The organism is Micromonospora sp. CB01531, assembly GCF_001905095.1.
Classification (GTDB): domain Bacteria; phylum Actinomycetota; class Actinomycetes; order Mycobacteriales; family Micromonosporaceae; genus Micromonospora.
Map to the genome: position 1 here is coordinate 20,879 of NZ_LWLS01000085.1, position 18,898 is coordinate 39,776.

12 protein-coding genes are annotated in these 18,898 nt (G+C 71.3%); 9 read left to right on the plus strand and 3 right to left on the minus strand.

The features are described 5' to 3' along the window. Positions 1-264 precede the first annotated feature (264 nt). From A6A27_RS25700 to A6A27_RS25710, 3 genes are all read left to right on the plus strand, one after another. On the plus strand, positions 265-4,479 hold the full coding sequence (locus A6A27_RS25700) for a HEAT repeat domain-containing protein (RefSeq protein WP_073837228.1): 4,215 nt from the start codon (positions 265-267) through the stop codon (positions 4,477-4,479). Positions 4,480-4,768: 289 nt separating this feature from the next. Continuing rightward, the gene (locus A6A27_RS25705; protein ID WP_073837229.1) at positions 4,769-6,208 is read left to right on the plus strand and encodes a glycosyl hydrolase family 28 protein; all 1,440 of its coding nucleotides are present in this window, start codon (positions 4,769-4,771) and stop codon (positions 6,206-6,208) included. A 39-nt stretch (positions 6,209-6,247) separates the two neighbouring features. Next, on the plus strand, positions 6,248-7,264 hold the full coding sequence (locus A6A27_RS25710; protein ID WP_158074045.1) for a LacI family DNA-binding transcriptional regulator: 1,017 nt from the start codon (positions 6,248-6,250) through the stop codon (positions 7,262-7,264). A gap of 77 nt (positions 7,265-7,341) precedes the next feature. Here A6A27_RS25710 and A6A27_RS25715 read toward each other — a convergent pair whose 3' ends face one another. Together A6A27_RS25715 and A6A27_RS25720 are read right to left on the minus strand one after the other, a co-directional pair. Next, positions 7,342-8,100, minus strand: a complete 759-nt coding sequence (locus tag A6A27_RS25715) for an SGNH/GDSL hydrolase family protein (protein ID WP_083672852.1) — start codon at positions 8,098-8,100, stop codon at positions 7,342-7,344. Beyond that, complete coding sequence (locus A6A27_RS25720; protein ID WP_241825461.1) at positions 8,100-9,863, minus strand: phosphatidylglycerol lysyltransferase domain-containing protein; 1,764 nt, start codon at positions 9,861-9,863, stop codon at positions 8,100-8,102. Before A6A27_RS25720 ends, A6A27_RS25715 begins: the two co-directional genes overlap by 1 nt. Positions 9,864-10,019: 156 nt before the next feature. Here A6A27_RS25720 and A6A27_RS25725 point away from each other — a divergent pair, with 156 nt between their 5' ends. Further along, positions 10,020-11,063, plus strand: a complete 1,044-nt coding sequence (locus tag A6A27_RS25725; RefSeq protein ID WP_073837232.1) for a hypothetical protein — start codon at positions 10,020-10,022, stop codon at positions 11,061-11,063. Positions 11,064-11,072: 9 nt separating this feature from the next. Beyond that, positions 11,073-12,110 carry an alpha/beta hydrolase gene (locus tag A6A27_RS25730; RefSeq protein ID WP_073837233.1) on the plus strand — a complete coding sequence of 346 codons (1,038 nt, stop codon included), beginning with the start codon at positions 11,073-11,075 and terminating at the stop codon, positions 12,108-12,110. A gap of 74 nt (positions 12,111-12,184) precedes the next feature. Here A6A27_RS25730 and A6A27_RS25735 read toward each other — a convergent pair whose 3' ends face one another. Then, positions 12,185-14,605 carry a beta-galactosidase gene (locus tag A6A27_RS25735; RefSeq protein ID WP_083672853.1) on the minus strand — a complete coding sequence of 807 codons (2,421 nt, stop codon included), beginning with the start codon at positions 14,603-14,605 and terminating at the stop codon, positions 12,185-12,187. A gap of 119 nt (positions 14,606-14,724) precedes the next feature. Between A6A27_RS25735 and A6A27_RS25740 the strand changes: the two genes are divergently transcribed. From A6A27_RS25740 to A6A27_RS25755, 4 genes are all read left to right on the plus strand, one after another. Further along, positions 14,725-15,756: a LacI family DNA-binding transcriptional regulator gene (locus tag A6A27_RS25740; RefSeq protein WP_073837235.1), complete on the plus strand. Its 1,032-nt coding sequence runs from the start codon at positions 14,725-14,727 to the stop codon at positions 15,754-15,756. 193 nt (positions 15,757-15,949) lie between these two features. After that, complete coding sequence (locus tag A6A27_RS25745) at positions 15,950-17,068, plus strand: sugar ABC transporter substrate-binding protein (protein ID WP_241825462.1); 1,119 nt, start codon at positions 15,950-15,952, stop codon at positions 17,066-17,068. Between the two features lies 1 nt (position 17,069). Beyond that, positions 17,070-18,032: a carbohydrate ABC transporter permease gene (locus tag A6A27_RS25750; RefSeq protein ID WP_073837237.1), complete on the plus strand. Its 963-nt coding sequence runs from the start codon at positions 17,070-17,072 to the stop codon at positions 18,030-18,032. Positions 18,033-18,034: 2 nt separating this feature from the next. Beyond that, entirely contained in the window at positions 18,035-18,883 is an 849-nt protein-coding gene (locus A6A27_RS25755) for a carbohydrate ABC transporter permease (RefSeq protein WP_073837238.1), read from the plus strand. The last annotated feature ends 15 nt before the right edge of the window (positions 18,884-18,898 follow it).

An 18,898-nucleotide genomic window follows, 5' to 3' on the forward strand; every position in this document is an offset into this window, starting at 1 on the left:
GCGGAATGCGGTCCCATGGTGATTGACGCACGCCGCCGTGACCCGCACCGACACGGACCCGTGCGGGAAATGTCGAAACACCCGTGGGCACGGGATTCCGCCCGTTCCGGGCCCGTATCTGTCCAGTGGCCATCATAGGCCTCCCCGCTGGCGGGAATCCCATGTGTGGCTGGGGTTGCCGGACGTTCGCGGGTCAGAGGGATGTGACGTCGGCTGATATTTTGAATGGTGCGGTCCCCAGCCACCCCCTGGAGTTTGCCGTTCATGAAGGTTTACATTTCGGCCACCCAAAAGGACCTGCTGGAATATCGCGCTGCCGTGCACGCCGCGGCACGTCGTCTCGAGATCGAGGACGTGGCCATGGAGGCGTACGGCGCCGACATCAGGCCACCCCTGGAACGCTGCCTGGCCGACGTACGCCGCTGCGACCTCTACGTGGGGCTGTTCGCCTGGCGGTACGGGTTCCGACCGCCCGGCCAGGAATCCTCCATCACCGAACTGGAATACCGGGAGGCCCTCGCCGCCGGGAAACCCTGCCTGATCTTCCTGCTCGCCGAGGACACGCCGTGGCCGGTGGACATGATCGACCGCGACGCCGACTGGCAGCAGATCGTCGCGCTGCGCCGCGAACTCAAGGAACGCCACCTGTGCGCCTTTTTCTCCAGTGTGGACGACCTGTCCGCCAAGGTCACCGTGGCGCTGGCCGACGTGCGCAGCGGCCGCTCCCCGGCCCGCGAACCCGCCGACCCCGACACCCACCTGCCAGACGCCGTACGCAACCACTACTACAAGCAGTTGGCGCTGCGCTACCAGGCGGTGCCCCTGGACGGAGTGTCGCCACGACCCACCATCGGATACCTCACGGTCGGCCTGCCGAAGGTGTTCGTGGAACCGCGGGTACACGAGGACGCCCGGCCGGAAATGCCGCTCGCGTGGTGGCGCTGGGCCGGCTCCACACCCGACGGTGACACCGGCGGCCTGCCCGGCGTGGTGGACCCGGAGGAAGTGGAGCGGCTCTGGGAGGAGTACGCGGCCAAGGACGCACTCGCCCTGTTCGACGTGGTGTGCGATCCCAGCCATCGGGCCATCGTGCTGCTCGGCGACCCCGGCTCCGGCAAGTCAGCAACCGCACGCTACCTGGCGCTGGCACTGGCCGGCGCCTGCGTCGAGCCCCGACTGGCCGCGCTGGACCGCTACCTGCCAGTCCTGATCGAGCTGCGCTCGTACGCCGTGCACTGCGGGGACGGCCGGTGCGACGGCCTGCTCGACTACGTCGGCCACCGCCACCAGCAGGGACTCGCCGGAATCGACCAGGACGTGCTGGAGTCGTACCTGCGCCAGGGCGGCCAGGCACTGTTCCTGTTCGACGGCCTCGACGAGGTGTTCGACCCCGCCCAGCGGGAGGAGGTGGCCGCACAGATCGCCACGTTCGCCAACGAATACCCCGGCGTACGGACGGTGGTCACCTCACGGGCAGCCGGATACCTGCGACACACTTTCGCCAACGCCGGCTTCGACCACTTCACCCTCGAGGACCTCGACGACGAACGGATCGCCCGCTTCCTCGGCAACTGGTACCGCTACGTCATGCCCACCCCGGCGGCCGAGGCGGACCGGCAGCGGCGGCAGATCCTCGACGTGGTGCGCAGATCCCGGGCCATGCACGAGATCGCCGGCAACCCGCTGCTGCTGATGCTCATGGCGATCGTCGGCCGGGGCCACCCACTGCCACGCAACCGGCGCCGGCTCTACGCCCACGTCACCGACGTCCTGATCTCCGAGTGGGACGTGACCAAACAACTGCGGGAAAGCCACGGCGACGTACCGCCGCTGGACCCGCAGGCGAAGCGGCGGCTGCTGCGCCACCTAGCGTTCCGGATGCAGTTCCGGGAGTCCGGTCCGGCGGGAAACTACATCGAATCCGACGAGCTGGCGCGCATCTTCCGGGACCACCTGGTCGACTTCTACGGATTCGAGAACGAGCGGGCGCTCGCCATGGCCTACTCAATGATCGACAAGTTGCGCCAGCGAAGCTTCATCCTGGAACGGTACGGCCTGCGGCTGTTCGGGTTCGTGCACCGCACGTTCCTGGAGTTCTTCTGTGCCGAGGAGATCGTGGACAGGTTCGAGCACGATCCGGACGCCTGGGGCCTCGACCAGCTGCGCGCGCTGTTCCGCGAGCACTGGGCCGACCCGTCCTGGCGGGAAGTGCTCCGGCTGGTCGCCAGCGCGCTGCCCGCCCCGACCGCCAACGACCTGGTCACCCTCCTCGCCACCGAGGTCAACCAACCCTGGCCGCCGCTGAACCTCACCGGCCCACCATGGAACCTGGTGCTGGCCGCGCAGTGCGTGGCGGAAGCGCCCCAGCCGGCCGAGCTGGCCGGCGCGGGTAACGCCGTGCTGGGCCAGATCGTGCTGCTGGTCGAACACGGCATCTCCGCCGACGACCCGAACCTGGTGGAACTCACCGAACAGGAACTGCTGTCCTCCATCCGGGCGCTCGGACGGCACTGGCCCGGCCGAGCTGCCTTCCTGCACTGGTACCGCCGCCGCGGAGTGCGCACCAGCTGGCGCTCCGGCTCCGCGTTCGCGACCCGGATCGCCGCGGTGCTGTCCACCGCCGAGGAACAGCTGGAGGAGCTGCTGGTCCGGGAGCTCGGGCAGGGCCGCGAACGGCAGGCCCACCTCACCATGGTCGCCGGGCTGGCCGAGGCCGCCGGCCGGCTGGACACCACCAACCCCAGCCGCCGCCGATGCCGGGACCTGCTCCTCGCCCAGGCACAGGCGGAAGTCTCGACCGCGGTACGGCAGGCCGCCGTCCGGGCTCTGGTCGCACACTTCAGCGCCGACCCCGAGCTCGTCGACGTGCTGCGCGACCTCACCGAATCACCCGACCCCGCGGTACGCGCGCTCGCCGTGCAGTCCCTCGGCGGCCGGGCCGAGCTGTCCGAGGACGTCCGTCAGGTGCTGGCGAGGGCCACCGAAGACCCCGCCACCGCCGTGCGGCGGGCCGCCGTGGGAGTCCTCGCCGCCCGCTGCGCCGACCTGCCCGGCGTACCCGAGACGCTGCAACGACTACTGGACACCGACACCGACCCCGCAGTGGTCCAGCGCGCGCTGGAAGGCCTGCTGGCACTGCCGGAGCGCGCCGACACGGCCCGTACGCGGGCGCTGGAGCGGGTCGCCAGCGACGCCCCGGACGAGGTGCGGCGCGGCCTGGTGACCGAACTGCTGCCGGGCGGGCCCAGCCCCGACGGCACCGAACTGCTGCTGAAGCTGGCCTGCTCGGCCTCCTCCGCGCGGCTGCGCGCGGTCGCCGTGCAGCGGCTGGCGCTCGTACCCGATCCGGAGGGGCGCTGCCGAGCCCGGCTGGTCGACCAGATCGAGCAGGACGAGGACGCGTCGGTGCGGGCCGCGGCGGTGACCGCACTGCTCGAGCAGGACCGCGCGGACGACTCCGGATGGACCGTAGCGGCGTACGCCGCGCGTGCCGACGACGACGCGACCGTGCGCCTCGCCGCGGTGCGCGCCCTGGCCGAGGCCTACCCGGACCACCGCACCGGGGAACTGCTGCTGGAACGAGCCCGCCGGGACCCGACCGCGAGCGTCCGGCTCGCCGCGGTCGACCTGCTCACCGGCCGGCCGCTGCTCGGCCACGCCACCCGCGACCTGCTCATCAGCCGGGCCTCCCAGGAGCGGGACCCGATCGTCAGGCTGCGGGTCACCCGCAGCCTGACCCACCTCGGCGAGCCACCGGACCCCGAGGTGCGCGAATGCCTCGCCGAGCAGGTCAGCCGCGACCCCGACCCGAACGTGCTGCGCGCCGCCGCGCAGGCACTCGCCCGCCACGGCCAAGCCGGCAGCCTGCTGGAGACGCTGTGCCGGCGGGCCCGCCGAGACAGCTACGCCGGCATCCGGCTGGCCGCCGTGCAGGCCCTGTGCGCGTACGGCAGCCCCGACGTGGTGACCGACGTGCTGCTGGAATGCGTCGAGTCGGACACCGACCCGGCCGTGTTCGACGCGGCGGTGCGCTGCCTGACCGAACGGGGTTCGGCGTCCATGGCGGTGACGCTGCGGCTGATGCGCCGCCTGGCCGACCAGGACCCGGCGATCCGCGCCCGAATCGCCGCCGCGCTCGGTGAGCACTTCGGGGCCGATCCGGAGGTCCGGGTACTGCTGGTGGGGCTGGTCCGCGACGACCCGGACCTGGAGGTCCGGCGCCGGGCCGTGGAACAGCTGGGCGCGACGCTGGCCGACCGGATGGGGGTACGGGAGCTGCTGCTGCGGCTGGCGGACGACGATGACTGGGAGATCCGCCGCACCGCGCTGCTCGCGTTGACCCGTCACTACCGGGGGGACAGCCGGACCCGGGAGGTGCTCGTCCGGCTCGCCCACCAGGAGGACGACGGCACGGTACGGCGGCTGGCCGCCCAACTGCTGGCTTCGCTGCCCGACACCAAGCCCGACGACTTCCCGTGACCCGCCGCTGGACGGGGCCGCGCCCGGCGCCCAATGGCCGGCGGTAGCCACCTATCTGATTCCATCAGGGCGGCGGTGACCGGCAAGGTTCCGGTGAGCGCCAGGACCCTCCTTGGTCGAAGGTGGCGGGGTGGGTGATGCCCGGGCGCGCACGTTGCAGCCGTGCGGCAAGGCTTTTCCCGCACCACCGTCGCAGACCCTGTCCCCATCCGCCAATCCGTTGACTCCGATGCGTTTGCCGGGTAGGAAAAGCTTTACCTGCCCGTCCCGCCAGACCAGGAGAGCTTTCATGACGACCGAACACAGTAGACGTGACTTCCTCCGATGGGCCGGGGTGACCGCCTCCGCGGCAGCCTTCGCGCCGCTGGTCGCCGGCCGGGCAAGCGCCGATCCCACGCCGCCCGGCAACCCCTGGGCCCGCGCCGAGTACATCAGCGCGAAGGTACGCCGCCCGCACTTCCCCAACCGCTGGTTCGACATCCGGCAGTACGGCGCCGTCGGCGACGGCGCCACCGACTGCACGGAGGCGATCAGGCAGGCGATCGCCGCCTGTCACACCGCCGGGGGAGGGCACGTGCTGGTGCCGGCCGGCCGGTTCCTCACCGGGCCGATCCACCTGCTCAGCAACGTCGACCTGCACGTCACCGCCGAGGCGGTGGTGCTGTTCAGCCAACGCCCAACCGACTACCTGCCGGCCGTGCTGACCCGGTTCGAGGGCGTCGAGCTTTACAACTACTCACCGCTGATCTACGCCTTCGAGCAGGAGAACATCGGGATCACCGGCACCGGCGTGCTCGACGGCCAGGCGGACAACGAGCACTGGTGGCCGTGGAAGGGCAAGGCCGAGTACGGCTGGAAGCCCGGCGACCCGAAGCAGGACGCCGCCCGGGCCCGGCTGTTCGCCATGGCAGAGCAGGACGTGCCGGTCGAGCAGCGGGTGTTCGGCGAGGGCGACTATCTGCGCTCGTCCTTCATCGAGCCCTACCGTTGCCGCAACGTACTCATCGAGGGAGTCACGATCGTCCGCTCCCCGATGTGGGAGATCCACCCGACCCTGTCCGAGAACGTGCTGGTGCAGAACGTCACCGTCAACTCCCACGGCCCGAACAACGACGGCTGCGACCCGGAATCCAGCCGCATGGTCGTCATCCGCGGCTGCACCTTCGACACCGGTGACGACTGCATCGCGATCAAGGCCGGGCGAAACGCCGACGGGCGCCGGGTCAACGTCCCGAGCGAGGACATCCTCATCGAGGACTGCCTGATGCGCGACGGCCACGGCGGGGTGACGATCGGCAGCGAGATGTCCGGCGGGGTGCGCAACGTCTTCGCCCGCAACTGTGAGATGTCCAGCCCCAACCTGGACATCGCCCTGCGGTTCAAGACCAACTCCGTCCGCGGCGGGTTCATCACCGACGTCTACGCCCGCGACATCCGCATCGGCGAGGTCGCCGGCGCCGTCATCGACGTCAACTTCTTCTACGAGGAGGGTCCCGGCTACGGGTTCAACCCGGTGGTGCGCAACATCGACGTCCGGGACCTGACCGTCGGCCAGGCCGGGCGCGCCCTCAACCTTCGCGGCTACGCCGACGACCACATCACCGACGTGACCCTCACGAACGTGGACTTCGGCACCACGGGTAAGCCGGGCGTGGTGGAGTATGTCGACAACCTCGTGCTACGCAACGTCGTCGAGAACGGGCAACCGCTCGTGCTCGCCTCCGCCTGAGTGTCCGGAGCACCGGGGGCCGCGTGGTCAAATGTGGCGGTGCAGCGAACGCCCCGCAGCTCACCGCCCCGGTCGACCATCCACGACGTGGCCCGACTCGCGCAGGTGTCCACCGCGACCGTGTCCCGGGTGCTGACCGGCGCGAAACCGGTCTCGGCTGACCTGGCCCAACGGGTACGCGACGCCGCGGCGCACCTGGACTACCGGCCCAACCCCGCGGCGCAGGTGTTGCTCAGCGGACGGTCGCACACCGTCGGCGTCGTCGTCCCGGACCTCGCGAATCCCTACTTCGCCGAGGTGCTCAAGGGCGCGACGCCGGCGGCCGCCGAGCGCGGCTGGCGCACCCTCGTCGCCGACACCGACGAGGATCCCGAGGTCGAGTACCGGGCCGCCACCGAACTGGGCCGCTGGGTGGACGGCGTGATGCTGTGCTCACCCCGGATGAGCACGCTCCGACTCCGGGAGTTGGCCACCAAGCTCCCGGCCCTCGTCGTGGTCAACCGCCTGGTCCGACACCCGTCGGTGGCGGCTGTGCTGGTGGACTACCACCAGGGGATGACACAGCTGTGCGCCCACCTCGCGTCGCTCGGGCACCGCCGTCTCGTCTACCTGCAGGGGCCGCCCCACGCCTGGTCCGACGGGCAGCGCCGGCGCGCCCTGCGCACCGCCGCAGGCCGGGGACTCGACGTCGTGCAGATCCCGTGCGGCTCGACGGCCCCGGACGGCCACCGGGTGGCCGAGGAAGCACTGGGGCACAAGCCGACCGCGATCGTCGCGTTCAACGACTACGTCGCGCTGGGCGTGCTGAGCCGGCTCACCGAACTCGGCGTCACGGTGCCGCACGATGTCTCGGTGACCGGTTTCGACGACATTCCGCTCAGCGCCCTCACCCCGCCCGGGCTCACCACGGTAGCCGTGCCCAAGCGGACGGTCGGCCGGCTGGCCTGGGAGCGGCTCGCCACCGAGGGAGCCGGACCGTCGACGACGGCGACCAGCGTGCCGGTCGAGCTTGCCGTCCGCGGCTCCACCGCCCCACCTGGACAGGGGCGCAGGTAGCTCACCCCACCGGCCGCTCGGGCGGGGCGATGGCCCGGATCGGCTGGGCCTGCGGGGCGGGAGCATGGCGGCCATGGTCAACCGCTGGCAGCTACGGCGGCGTTCGCCGCGCGGGCGATGAGTTCGTGGCCCACCGCGTTGGGGTGATCGCCGTCGTCAGCGAGCAGGTCGGTGGGGTCCTGGTTGCCGGCGACGCCCTTGAACGCCGGGTAGGTGGGCACGTAGAGTGCGGCCGTCTCAGCGGCCGCGTCGCGTAGAGCCTGGTTGAGGTAGCGGGTGGCGGTAGCCGACTGCGCCATGCCGGCATCACCGTACTCGGCAAGCCCCACGGAGCCGTCCTTGACGACGTTCCAGTAGCCGAGCACGAGCACCGTGACGGGACCGTCGTGCAACTCGCGGATCCGGTCAATCGTGGCGGCCACGTTGTCGCCGACTCGCGCCGCGACTCGCTGGTAGGTTGCGTCGTTGCCGTCGGCGTCGAACGCGGCGGCCAGATCGTTCGCGCCAACCATGATCATGATGACGCCAGCCCGGCGCAGGTCCTCGTGCGTATCAGGGGACTCGAGCTGCGCCCACACGTCGTCGGAGCTGAAGCCGCCGCGGGCGAGGTTGACGGATGGGACGGCGGGCACCTGCATGCGGGCGTACAGGTCCGGGAAGGGCACGCAGTCGCAGGCCGACCCGGCCGGCACGGAGTCGCCGAGCGCGACCACCGCACCCGCGGCGGGCCCCGCTGCGGGCGGCGGCGGTTCGGCGCCGCTGATCGCAGGCGACAGGAGCATGGCGATCGCAGCGGCGCGTCGTAGGGCGGTGCGTCGCCGTGTCCCTTCTGCCATCACCTCACCCCGAGCGGTTCGAGGGATGGTGCGGTAGCGTGGCCGTCTGCGCGCCGCGCCCGGCGCCACCCGGTCGGCAGGAAGGCCTCCGCCTTCAGTACGGCCATGGCGAGCCGGGGCAGGTCGCGGGCAGTGGGGAAGCACAGGTAGCGCGGCTGCCACGCCGGCTGGTACTTGGCGTTCGCCCGGTACAGCGACTCGATCTGCCAGAACCGGGAGGCCAGCCGCAGTAGCCGGTGCCAGATCCGCAGGACCGGCCCGGCCCCCAGCCCCTCGGCGCGGGCGAAGACCGAGCGCAGCACGGCGAAGTTCAGCGAGAGCCGTCCCACGCCCAGGCCGGGTGCCGCCTCGATCGCGCTGACCACCATGAGCTCCATTACGCCGTTGACCGCCGAGCGGTCGCCACGCATGAGGTCCAGCGACAGGCCGTCGTTGCCCCATGGTACGAACTGCAGCACGCCACGCAGCCGAGCGGCGCCGTCGCGGCAGAGCACGAGCACACAGTCGCCGTCCTGCGGGTCGCCGATGCGGGACAGCGCCATCGAAAAGCCGCGCTCCACCGGTCCGTCCCGGAACTGGCTCGCCGCATGTACCGCCTCCGCCAGTGCGGCCGGCGACAGGTCGCGCTGGCGGATCACCTCGCTGGTGTACCCGGCGCGCTTCGCGCGGGCAACCGCCTGGCGCACGGCGCGCATCGGCCGGCCCTCGAGGCTGAACCCGGCCGTGTCCACCACTGCCTCGTCGCCGAGCTCCACCACGTCCAGGCCGCTGCGGCGGTACGACCGTCCGCCGGACAGCCCGCAGCCGAGCACTGCCGGGGTCCACCCATGTCGGGCGCTGTCGGCCAGCCACGCGTCGATCGCCTGCGGCCACGCGTCCTGGTCGCCGATCGGGTCACCGGTGGCGAGGCTGACCCCGTTGATGACGCGATACGGCACGGCAGCCTTTCCCGATGGCGCCCACATCAGCAGCTTGTCCCAACGCAGGGCGAAGTAGCCCAGCGAGTCGGCCGCACCGTACCGGCGTAGCAGCTCGCGTAGCCGGTGGTCCTGTTCCGCGGTTCGCTCGTCGGCACCGCGCCGAGCGTGGCGCAGCAGCAGCACCGTGGCGGCGCCGACCGCGAGCAGCCCGAACGCGCCGGTGGTGAGGCTGACCGCCTCGGCGCCCAGCGGGTGCCGGAATCGCAGCGGGCCGGGTGCGCCGACCAGACCGAGCGCGGCGTGCTCCGCCCACAGCCGCACGCCCGGCGTGCCGACCAGGCGGTTCGGCCGTAGGGCTATCTCCAGCATGCCGAGCGTGAAGCCGGCGCCCGCAAAGCCGGCGAACGCCGCCAGCGCGCGCCACGGACTGCGCGGATCGGCGACCGCCCGGAACTGGCCGTGCACCGCGACCAGCATGGCCAGCAGTGCGCCCGAGACCGCCGCCGCGTCAAAATCGAGCCCCTTGGCGATGTGCAGGACCATGCCGACGCTGGCCAGGAAGACGGCCAACCGCCAGGCGCTGCGCTTGCCCCGCCGCAGCCCCGCGCCCAGGTAGACCAGCAACACCCCGCTGACCGCCGTGGCTGCGCGGGCGGTGAGGACGCCGGTCAACGGCAGGTACTCCGCCAGGACCTCCAGCCCGCCACGACGCGGCGGCAGGAGCCAGGTGAGGATGGTGAACACGCCGGCCACCTGCACAAGCCGGGCCACGCCGGCCCGCGTCAGCGGCGGGCGTGGCCGCCAGGGCTCGCCGACGAATGCTGTGCCTCCTTGCGGCGCCATGGGGTCATCATCGGCCGCCTCGCTGAGCCCCATCAGCGTGCGCGCTGTGAGTGACCTGAGCGGCCCACACCGCCGCGTTCAGCGATCCTCCAGCAAATGTTGCAGCCTCTCTCAGCGAACGGGTGGACCATCAGCCCTACCGGCACGGTTCAGGGCGTGGAGGTGCACATGGCACTGACCGGCATTTCGTTGCTCGTCCTGGCGGGGCTGGCTGCCGTCGGGGCGGCCGCCGCAACCGTTGTCGGCTGGCGGCGGTTCGGCCGGCTCCGCATCCCGGTGCGGGTGGTGGGCGTGCTGCTGACCCAGGCCCTGGTGCTGTTGGCCGTGGGGCTGGCGGTCAACCGTTCCGCGCAGTTCTACACGAACTGGGACGACCTGCTGACTCAGGCCATCGCTGGCGGCCGTCACAATGCCAGCACGCCAGGCCAGCTGGACCAGTGGGTGCGCCAGCACGACCACAGCGACTCCGCACAGCCGTTCGCCTTCGAGTGGCGACCGGACGGGTGGGCGGACTGGCACCTGGCCGCCCCACCGACCGTCACCGTACCCGCCGACTACCTGCGCAACCCCGGCTGGCGATACCCGGCGGTGCTGGTCCTCAGCAGCGCGGGGGACGGGTGGGGCGATGCGGCCGTGACTGGTTTGGCCCGCTCGGCGGAGACGGCGGCAGGACCGGCCGTGCTGATCTTCGCCCATACCACCCCGGCAGCGTCGGTTCCGGCGCTGGCCATGGCGTTGCCCGCCCAACTGAGCCGGGACCTGCGCGTCACCGGGCACAGCTGGGCCCTGGTGTCGTCGGCGCGGCAAGAGCCGCTGGCCCGCCAGGTGGTGCTGGCCGCGCCCGGCCGCTATCCGGCGCTGGCGGTGGTTCCCGTCGGGGCGGGGCGCGGCCGGCCCGCTGGCGTGGCCGCACCGAAAGGGCTGCCGGTGGGCGTGACGGTGGCCGTGCTGGGCACTCCGGCGCGTACCGCCACCGGCGGCCCGGCCGTAGTGCCCCGTGCCGGCTCCACCCGGCCGTCCGGCGTGGAATCGCTGCGGGCGGCGCTGCTCTGGGCGATCCGGCAGTTGCCTGCCCCGCTGCCCGAGCCCGCGCCACTGGTGCGGCAGGTGCATACGCCGCCCGGCCAGCCCAGCCTGCTGCCGCCGCGCGGCTCCGCCGCGGTGCAGCCGCCCGTCGGCACTGCCAACACGTCCGCTTAGGAGGGAAAGATGGCGCCGGACAGCCTCGCGCTCCTGTTGCTCGCCGTCGCGACGGCCGTCGTCGCCGCCGTCGCGCTGGCGCTGACCTGGGAGCGTGGCAGCGGATGGTGGCGGGTGGCGCTGCGGGCCGGCAGCGCCAGCCTCTGCGTGGCGACCGCCCTCGCCGCCGCCCTGGTATGGGTCAACCGTCAGGTCGAGACGTACACCTCGTGGTCCGATCTGACGGGCGCACCACCGGCCGCAGCTGCGCTTTCGGATCCGCCGCCGCCCGGCGGCGGATCCGGTGGACGCCTGGTCAACCTCACCGTCCCCGGTAGGGCCAGCGGTCTCTCGCTGCCGATGATGGCGTACCTGCCGGCCGCCTACGACGCGCGCCCCACCGCCCGCTTCCCGGTCATCGAGGCGCTGCACGGCTACCCGTCGTCACCGATGGGGTGGACAAAAACCCTGCACGCACCCGAGTACCTGGACCGGGAGATCGCCGCCGGTCGGATGGCACCGACCGTGGTGCTGTTCCCGTACATAACGCCGGACCGGCTGCTGGACACCGAGTGCACCAACCTCAGTCACGGACCGCAGGCAGAGACGTACCTGACCGTCGACGTGCCGGAGGCCGTCAAGAGCCAACTGCGCGTACGGACCGACCGGGCCGGCTGGGGGCTGATCGGCTATTCGGCCGGCGCCTTCTGTGCCGCCAACCTGGCCCTGCGCCACCCGACCGGATACGCAGCCGCAGCGAGCCTCTCCGGCTACACCACCCCAGGCATCACCGTCGGGGACGGCTCCGAGAACACGCTGAACAACGATGCCTGGCGCTTGCAGCACCTACCGCCACCCGCCATCGCGCTTTACCTTGGCAGCGCCCGCGCGGACCACTCGTCGCTGCGCAGCGCCACCACCCTGGCCCGGCTGGCCCACGCGCCGATGAGCGTCACCACCGGGTATATCGACGGCGGTGGCCACAACGCCGGTACCTGGCTGGCGATGGAGCCAACCGCGTTCGACTGGCTCTCCAGTTGGCTGGCCCGACCACTGGCGGCGGGCTGACGCCACGTGCCGCGGCTACGGCGACGCTGGGCGCGTCGACCGGGATCGACGCCCTGACCACCGGGGAGCGGCGGTCAGCCGATTCTGACCCGGACCGGTTCGCCATCCGTGGCCCGGAAGGTCAGGGTGGTTCGACCGTCGGCGACGGTCACCTCGCCCCGGTCGGCGTGTACCGGCCGGTCGGTGGCGAAGACCGCGACATCCTCGGGCTGGGTCGGCCGGAGCAGCACCTCCGTGCCGTTTCGGGCCACCAGTTCGCAGCTGCTCTCCAGCAGCGTGGCCGGTCCGACGCGGACCCCGGCGGGCAGCATCAGCCCGGCGCGGGCGCCGATCCGCAGTCGCCGGCCGGACAGTACCGGCTCGTCCCGGTGCCACAGGCTGAACTCGATCGCTGACGGCGCGACGTTGATCAGGTGACGCAGCCGCTGGCCGGATCGGTCCACGGTCGAGGTGAGGACCAGCCCGGGTTCGCTGGCGTCGTGCCGGAGCCGGGGCCGCACCCCGAGCCGGTCCAGCGCTGCTCGCCAGAAGTCCAGGTGGCACGGGTAGTCGGTGGCGATAAGCACGGCCCGGCCGGCGCCCACGGTCACCTCGACGCCGCACGCCTGTCCGGAGCCGACCTCGGTGAGCAGCCGTTCACCCGACCCGGTGAGCAGTTGGGCGTAGCCGACCCGGACCTCGGCGGGGCGGGCCGCCCAGGCGTGGCCCACCACCGATGGGAAGTAGTGTGGGCCGCCCTCCAGCCAGCCGTCCGCCCGCAACCCGAGCGCGTTGGCCAGCAGGGTGCACGGCGTGCCGTCGTGGTCGCGGGTGGGCAGCGGTCCGTGCAGCAACAGCCGGCCGCCGGCCCGCAGATGGTCGACCAGCCGCTGCTGGACGTCCGAGCCGAGGGTGGGGGCGGTGGCCAGCACCAGCACGGGCGGCGTGCCGGCCGGCCCCTGTGCTGCGCCGCCCGCCGGAGCCTGCAGGTTCACTGCCGGGAACGAGTAGCCGGCGAGCAGCAGCGCCCGCGCCAGCACGTCCCGCGCGCCCATGCCGCGGAACCGTTCCAGCTCGGCGACCTGCTCGGACCGGTTGGTGGACGCCGGGTGGTGGTACTCGGTCAGGTAGTGGTCGGGTACGAAACCGAGGGCGAGCGCGTCGTGTTCCTCGTCGCCGTCGGCGAGCAGGTCGGCCACCCCGCGGACGGCGTGCAGCGCCCGCCGGGCCGCGGGATACGTCGGGTTTAGCTGTCCCTCCGGGCCGACCGGGGCGGCGAAGCCGTGCCGCTCGCCGGTGAACGCGATCCGGTCGTTGCCGTCGCCGACCGGTTCGGCCAGCGGCGGGTTGTGGCCGCCGGCGAACAGGTAGAGGTTGAGCAGTCGGTTGCCCTGCGCCACGCAGAGCCGGGTCTTCAGGTCGATCGCCTCGGGCGGGTAGCGCGTCGACAGGTCCTCACCGTAGTCGCCGTTGCCGGCCTCGAACTCCAGGCAGGTCAGTGGCTGGTCGCCGTCGTGCGCGGCGGCCAGGAAGGCGTTGGACACGTACAGGTCGGCGACGTTGGTGACGGTGAGGTCGCCGAGGTAGTAGTCCGAGCCGGAGGTGAGCTGCGGCTGCCCGCGGTACGACTCCATGAGCTGACTGATGCCGATCGGGAAGGTGCGTCCCCGCCCGCTGTCGGTGCCGTGCACGTTGACCAGGAACGGCACCCCGGTCACCCCGTGCCGCTCGGCGCTGGCTCGCAGCGCCGTCACGTACCGGCGGTAGCGGTCCCGCATGTAGCGCCCGAGGTCGTGGTGCAGCGCCAGGGAGCGTTCCTCGGCCGGGGTGCGCAGGGCGGCCGCCCACGCGGGCGGATCGGTCGGGTCGGCGCCGATGCGCGCCGCGGCGGTGTCCTTGCCGTACCGCTCGACGGCCCATCGTGCCAGGTCGGCGCAGAGGCCGTCGGTGAGGTCGGGGGAGTTGGTCACCCACGACAGCATCCCGATCTCGTTGTCGAGGTGGACCGCCACCACGGGGCCGCCGCGTGGCGCGAGGCGCTCCGCGACCAGCGGCATCACCTGGGCGTACCAGCCGTCGGCCGCGGCGAGGAACTCCGGTGCCAGGTAGTCGATGGTGCGGGTGCTGATCGGCGCGCCGTCCCAGGTGGTGGGGAGCAGGTGGGGGTGCTCGTCGTACACCCGGTAGGGGATGCCCTCGTTCTTGACCTCGGCCATGACGAACGGGCCGGGGCGGACCACGGCCCGCAGCCCATGCTGGTGTGCGAGGTCGAGGAAGCCGGCCAGGTCGCGTTGCTCGTGGGTACGCCCGGTCAGGTCGACCGAGCCGTCGGGCAGTTCGTGCCACAGCCACGGCACGTATGTGGCGACGGTGTCGCCGCCGCAGTCGCGGAGCTGGTCGAGCCGGTCCGCCCAGTCGGCCCGGGCGAGGCGGAAGTAGTGCACCTCACCGGCGAGCAGCAGCTCGGGCCGGCCGTTGATGAGGATCCTGCGATCCCGGAGCAGCACTTCTGTCATATGGGGCAGAGCTCCTCACACGGGAGATTGTGGATCAGAGACTTGTGAACTTCGTCTCGGCTGCCTATGGTCGGCTGAAACCGGTTTCTGTTAACCGCACGTTACGGATCGAGGGAGCGATGAGCAACAGCCGCATGACGGTTCGCGAGATCGCGAAGCTCGCCGGCGTCTCCGTGGCCACCGTCTCCCGGGTCTCCAACGGCACCGGCCAGGTCTCCGAGGAGATGCGCCGCCGGGTGCTGGACGCGATCGAGAAGCACGGATACCGCCCCGACCACCTCGGTCGCGCCCTGGCCGCCGGCCGGCACGGCGCTCTCGGCCTGGTCTTCCCCGGCCTGTCCGGCCCCTACTTCACCGAACTGATCCAGGGCTTCGAGTCCGAAGCGGTGCCGTCTCGGGCCAGCGTGCACATCCTCTGCACGCACCTGCGCTCCGACTCCGACGACCAGGTGCTGGAGATGGGCCGCCGGGTGGACGGAGTCGCCGTCATGGGCGGCACCATCTCCGACGAGACGCTGCTCCGGCTCGCCAAGACGGTCCCCGTAGTGGTGGTCGCCGGCGAGGGCCCCGGCGACATCCCCTCGGTACGCGCCGACAACGCCGGCAGCATGCTGGCGCTCACCCGACACCTGCTCGCCGACCACGACCTGCGCGATCTGGTCTTCGTCGGCAACCCGGAGGGCTCGCCCGACGTCAGTGAACGCTGGGCCGCCTTCCGGCAGGCGCACCACGACCTCGGCATCAGGCCGCCCGCCGACCCGGTCGCGGTCAGTATGCAGCAGGCCGACGGGGTGCTCGCCGCCGACCAGTTGCTGGGCGGCAGCACGCCCCGGCCCGCCGGGGTGGTCTGCGCCAACGACGAGATCGCTCTCGGTGTGCTGGTCGGCGCCCTCGGCCGGGGCCTGCGGGTGCCGCAGGACCTGATCATCACCGGCTTCGACGACATGCCGGCCGCCGCTCTCGTCACCCCCGCCCTGACCACCGTCCGGCAACCCGTCCGCGAGCTCACCGCCGAAGCGGCCCGGCTGATCCTGCGTGCCGCCGGCCAGCCCGGCGACACCCCTGCGGGCGGTCTCGTGCTGCCCACCGAACTCGTCCTGCGCCGCAGTTGCGGCTGCCCGGCGCCCCCGACCGGAGGCACCGGCAGGTGAACAGCTCACCCCCTGGAAACCACCAACCCCCTGGAGGTACGACATGAGAAGTAGGCGGTTAGCCGCCACGGCTGGGGTCCTCTTGGCCGCGTCGGTCGCGTTGGCCGGTTGTGGCCGTGACTCGGGCGGCGGCCAGGAAGAGGCGAAGTCCGTCGGCGCAGGCAAGGCGAGCGGGGACATCACCGTCTGGGCGATGGGCACCGAAGGCGAGAAACTCGCCGAGTTCGCGAAGGAGTTCTCCACCGAGAACCCCGACGCCAAGGTCTCCGTGACGGCGGTGCCCTGGGACGCGGCGCACCAGAAGATCGCGAGCGCCATCGCCGCGAAGCAGACGCCGGACGTGTCGATGATCGGTACCACCTGGCAGGGCGAGTTCGCCAAGACCGGCGCGCTCGACCCGACCCCGTCGGATCTGATCAAGAAAGACGACTTCTTCCCCGGCGCATGGGACACCACGATCGTCGACAACACCTCGTACGGCGTCCCGTGGTACGTCGAGACCCGGCTGATCTACTACCGCAAGGACCTGGCCGCCAAGGCCGGGTTCCCGGACGGCCCGAAGACGTGGGACGACCTCAAGGCCATGGCCAAGGGCATGAAGGACAAGGCCGGCGCCAAGTGGGGCCTCAACCTCCAGCCCGGCAAGACCGGCAGTTGGCAGTCGGTCCTGCCGTTCGCCTGGTCCAACGGCGCCGACGTGGCCAGCGCGGACAAGCTGAGCTTCGACACCCCGGAGATGACCGAGGCGCTCGCCTACTACCAGTCCTTCTTCAAGGAGGGCCTGTCCCCGACCGCGCTGCCGGACGGCTCGCTCGAGCCCGGCTTCGTCAAGGGTGAGATCGGCGCGTTCATCTCCGGCCCGTGGCACATGGGCATCGTCGAGGAGCAGGGCGGCGCCGGCTTCAAGGACAAGTACGCGGTCGCGCAGATGCCGATGAAGAAGTCGTCGACCTCGTTCATCGGCGGCAGCAACCTCGCGGTCTTCAAGGACGCCAAGAACCGTGACGGCGGCTGGAAGTTCGTGCAGTGGCTGAGCAAGCCCGAGGTGCAGGTCAAGTGGTACCAGGCGGTCAAGGACCTGCCCGCCGTCCAATCGGCCTGGACCGACTCGACGCTTACCGGCGACACGTTCCTGACCGCGTTCGGCCAGCAGCTCAAGAGCGCCAAGGCGCCGCCGGCGATCACCACCTGGGAGCAGATCGCGGCCGCGTTCGACCTCGAGGTCGAGAAGCTGTGCAAGCAGAACACCGACCCGGCCGCGACCGCCAAGGCGATCCAGCAGCAGGCGAGCGCCATCGGGACCGGGAGCTGACATGACCAGCGCCCCCGGGGCGACGGCACCGGCGCGACCGGCCGAGGCGACCAGCCCCGGCCGGCCCGCCGGGTCGGTCCGGCGACGTCAACGTCTGCGGCGGGCGCTGACCGGCTGGGCCTTCTCCGCGCCCTTCACCGTGCTGTTCGCAGTGTTCATGGCGCTGCCGGTGGTGGCGTCGCTGGTCATGAGCTTCACCGACCTGCGCTCCACCGACCTACGCAACCCGCTCGCCGTCAACGCCGTCGGCCTCGACAACTACACCCGCCTGTTCTCCGACGACCTGTTCCTGCGGTCGTCGGTCAACACCCTGGCCTTCGTCGTCGTCGGGGTGCCGCTGACCATGGTGCTGGCGCTGGCCGCAGCGACGGCGCTCAACTCCGGGCTCGTACGCTTCCGCGCGCTGTTCCGGGTCGGTTTCTACCTACCGGTCGTGACCAGCATCGTGGCGATCGCGGTGGTCTGGCGCTTCCTGCTCGACCCCGAGATCGGGCTGGTCAACAACCTGCTGCGACTGGTCGGGATCGACGGGCCGAGCTGGCTGTTCGACACCAGGCTCGCGCTGCCGTCGCTGATCGTCATGGCGGCATGGCGCAACTTCGGCTTCCTGATGGTGATCTTCCTGGCCGGACTTCAGGCGGTGCCGGCCGACCTCTACGAGGCGGCGACGCTCGACGGCGCGACGCGGTGGCAGCAGTTCCGCAACGTCACCCTGCCGATGCTGCGGCCGACGCTGCTCTTCGGCGGAGTGGTCACCGGCATCGGCTACCTCCAACTCTTCGAGGAACCGTTCGTCATGACGCAGGGCGGCCCGCTCTCCTCGACGCTGTCGGTGTCATTCCACATCTACAACCAGTTCGGCTTCGGCAACTACGGCTACGCGGCCGCCGCCAGCTACGTGCTCTTCCTGGCGATCGTGGCGCTGTCGGTCGTGCAGTTCCGCCTGCTCGGGGAGAGGAACTGACAATGGTCGCAAAGGACACCGCCTTGCGTACCCGTGACCGGGTCGCCAAGACCGTGCTCTACGTCGTCCTGGTCCTCGGGTTGCTCGCCGTGGCCGGACCGTTCGTCTGGATGGCGCTGGCGTCGCTCAAGCCGGAACGGGAGATCCGCCAGGTGCCGCCGACCTGGTGGCCCGAGACGTTCACGCTCGACAACTTCCGCGAGCTGTTCTCCCGGCTGGACTTCCCGCTCTACTTCCTCAACTCGGCCCTGGTCGCGGCCCTGGTCACGATCGGTAACCTGCTGTTCTGCTCGCTCGTCGGGTACGCGCTGGCCAAACTGCGGTACCCCGGCAAGCGAGTGCTCTTCCTGGCCGTGCTCGGCATGCTCATGGTGCCTGGCATGGTGACCTTCGTCCCGCAGTTCGTGCTGGTCAGCAACATGGGCCTGACCAACACGTACGCCGGCCTGATCCTGCCGTTCCTCGTCGGACCGTTCGGCGTGTTCCTCATGCGGCAGTTTCTCCAGTCGATCCCCGACGACCTCATCGAGGCGGCCCGGGTCGACGGCGCCGGCGAGTACCGGATCTTCTGGCGGGTGGTGCTTCCGCTGTGCCGGCCGGCACTGGCCACCCTCGGGATCCTCACGTTCCTCGGTTCCTGGAACAACTTCCTGTGGCCCCTCGTGGTCGCCACCACGGAGGACAAGTACACGTTGCCGGTCGCCCTCGCGCTCTACAGCGTCGGCCAGAACCGCACCGACTACGGTCTGCTTCTCTCGGGAGCGGTCGTCGTCGTGCTTCCGGTGCTCATCGTGTTCCTGTTCCTCCAGCGGCATTTCCTGCGCGGCATCGCGACCACTGGAATCAAATAATCCATCCCCGGAACG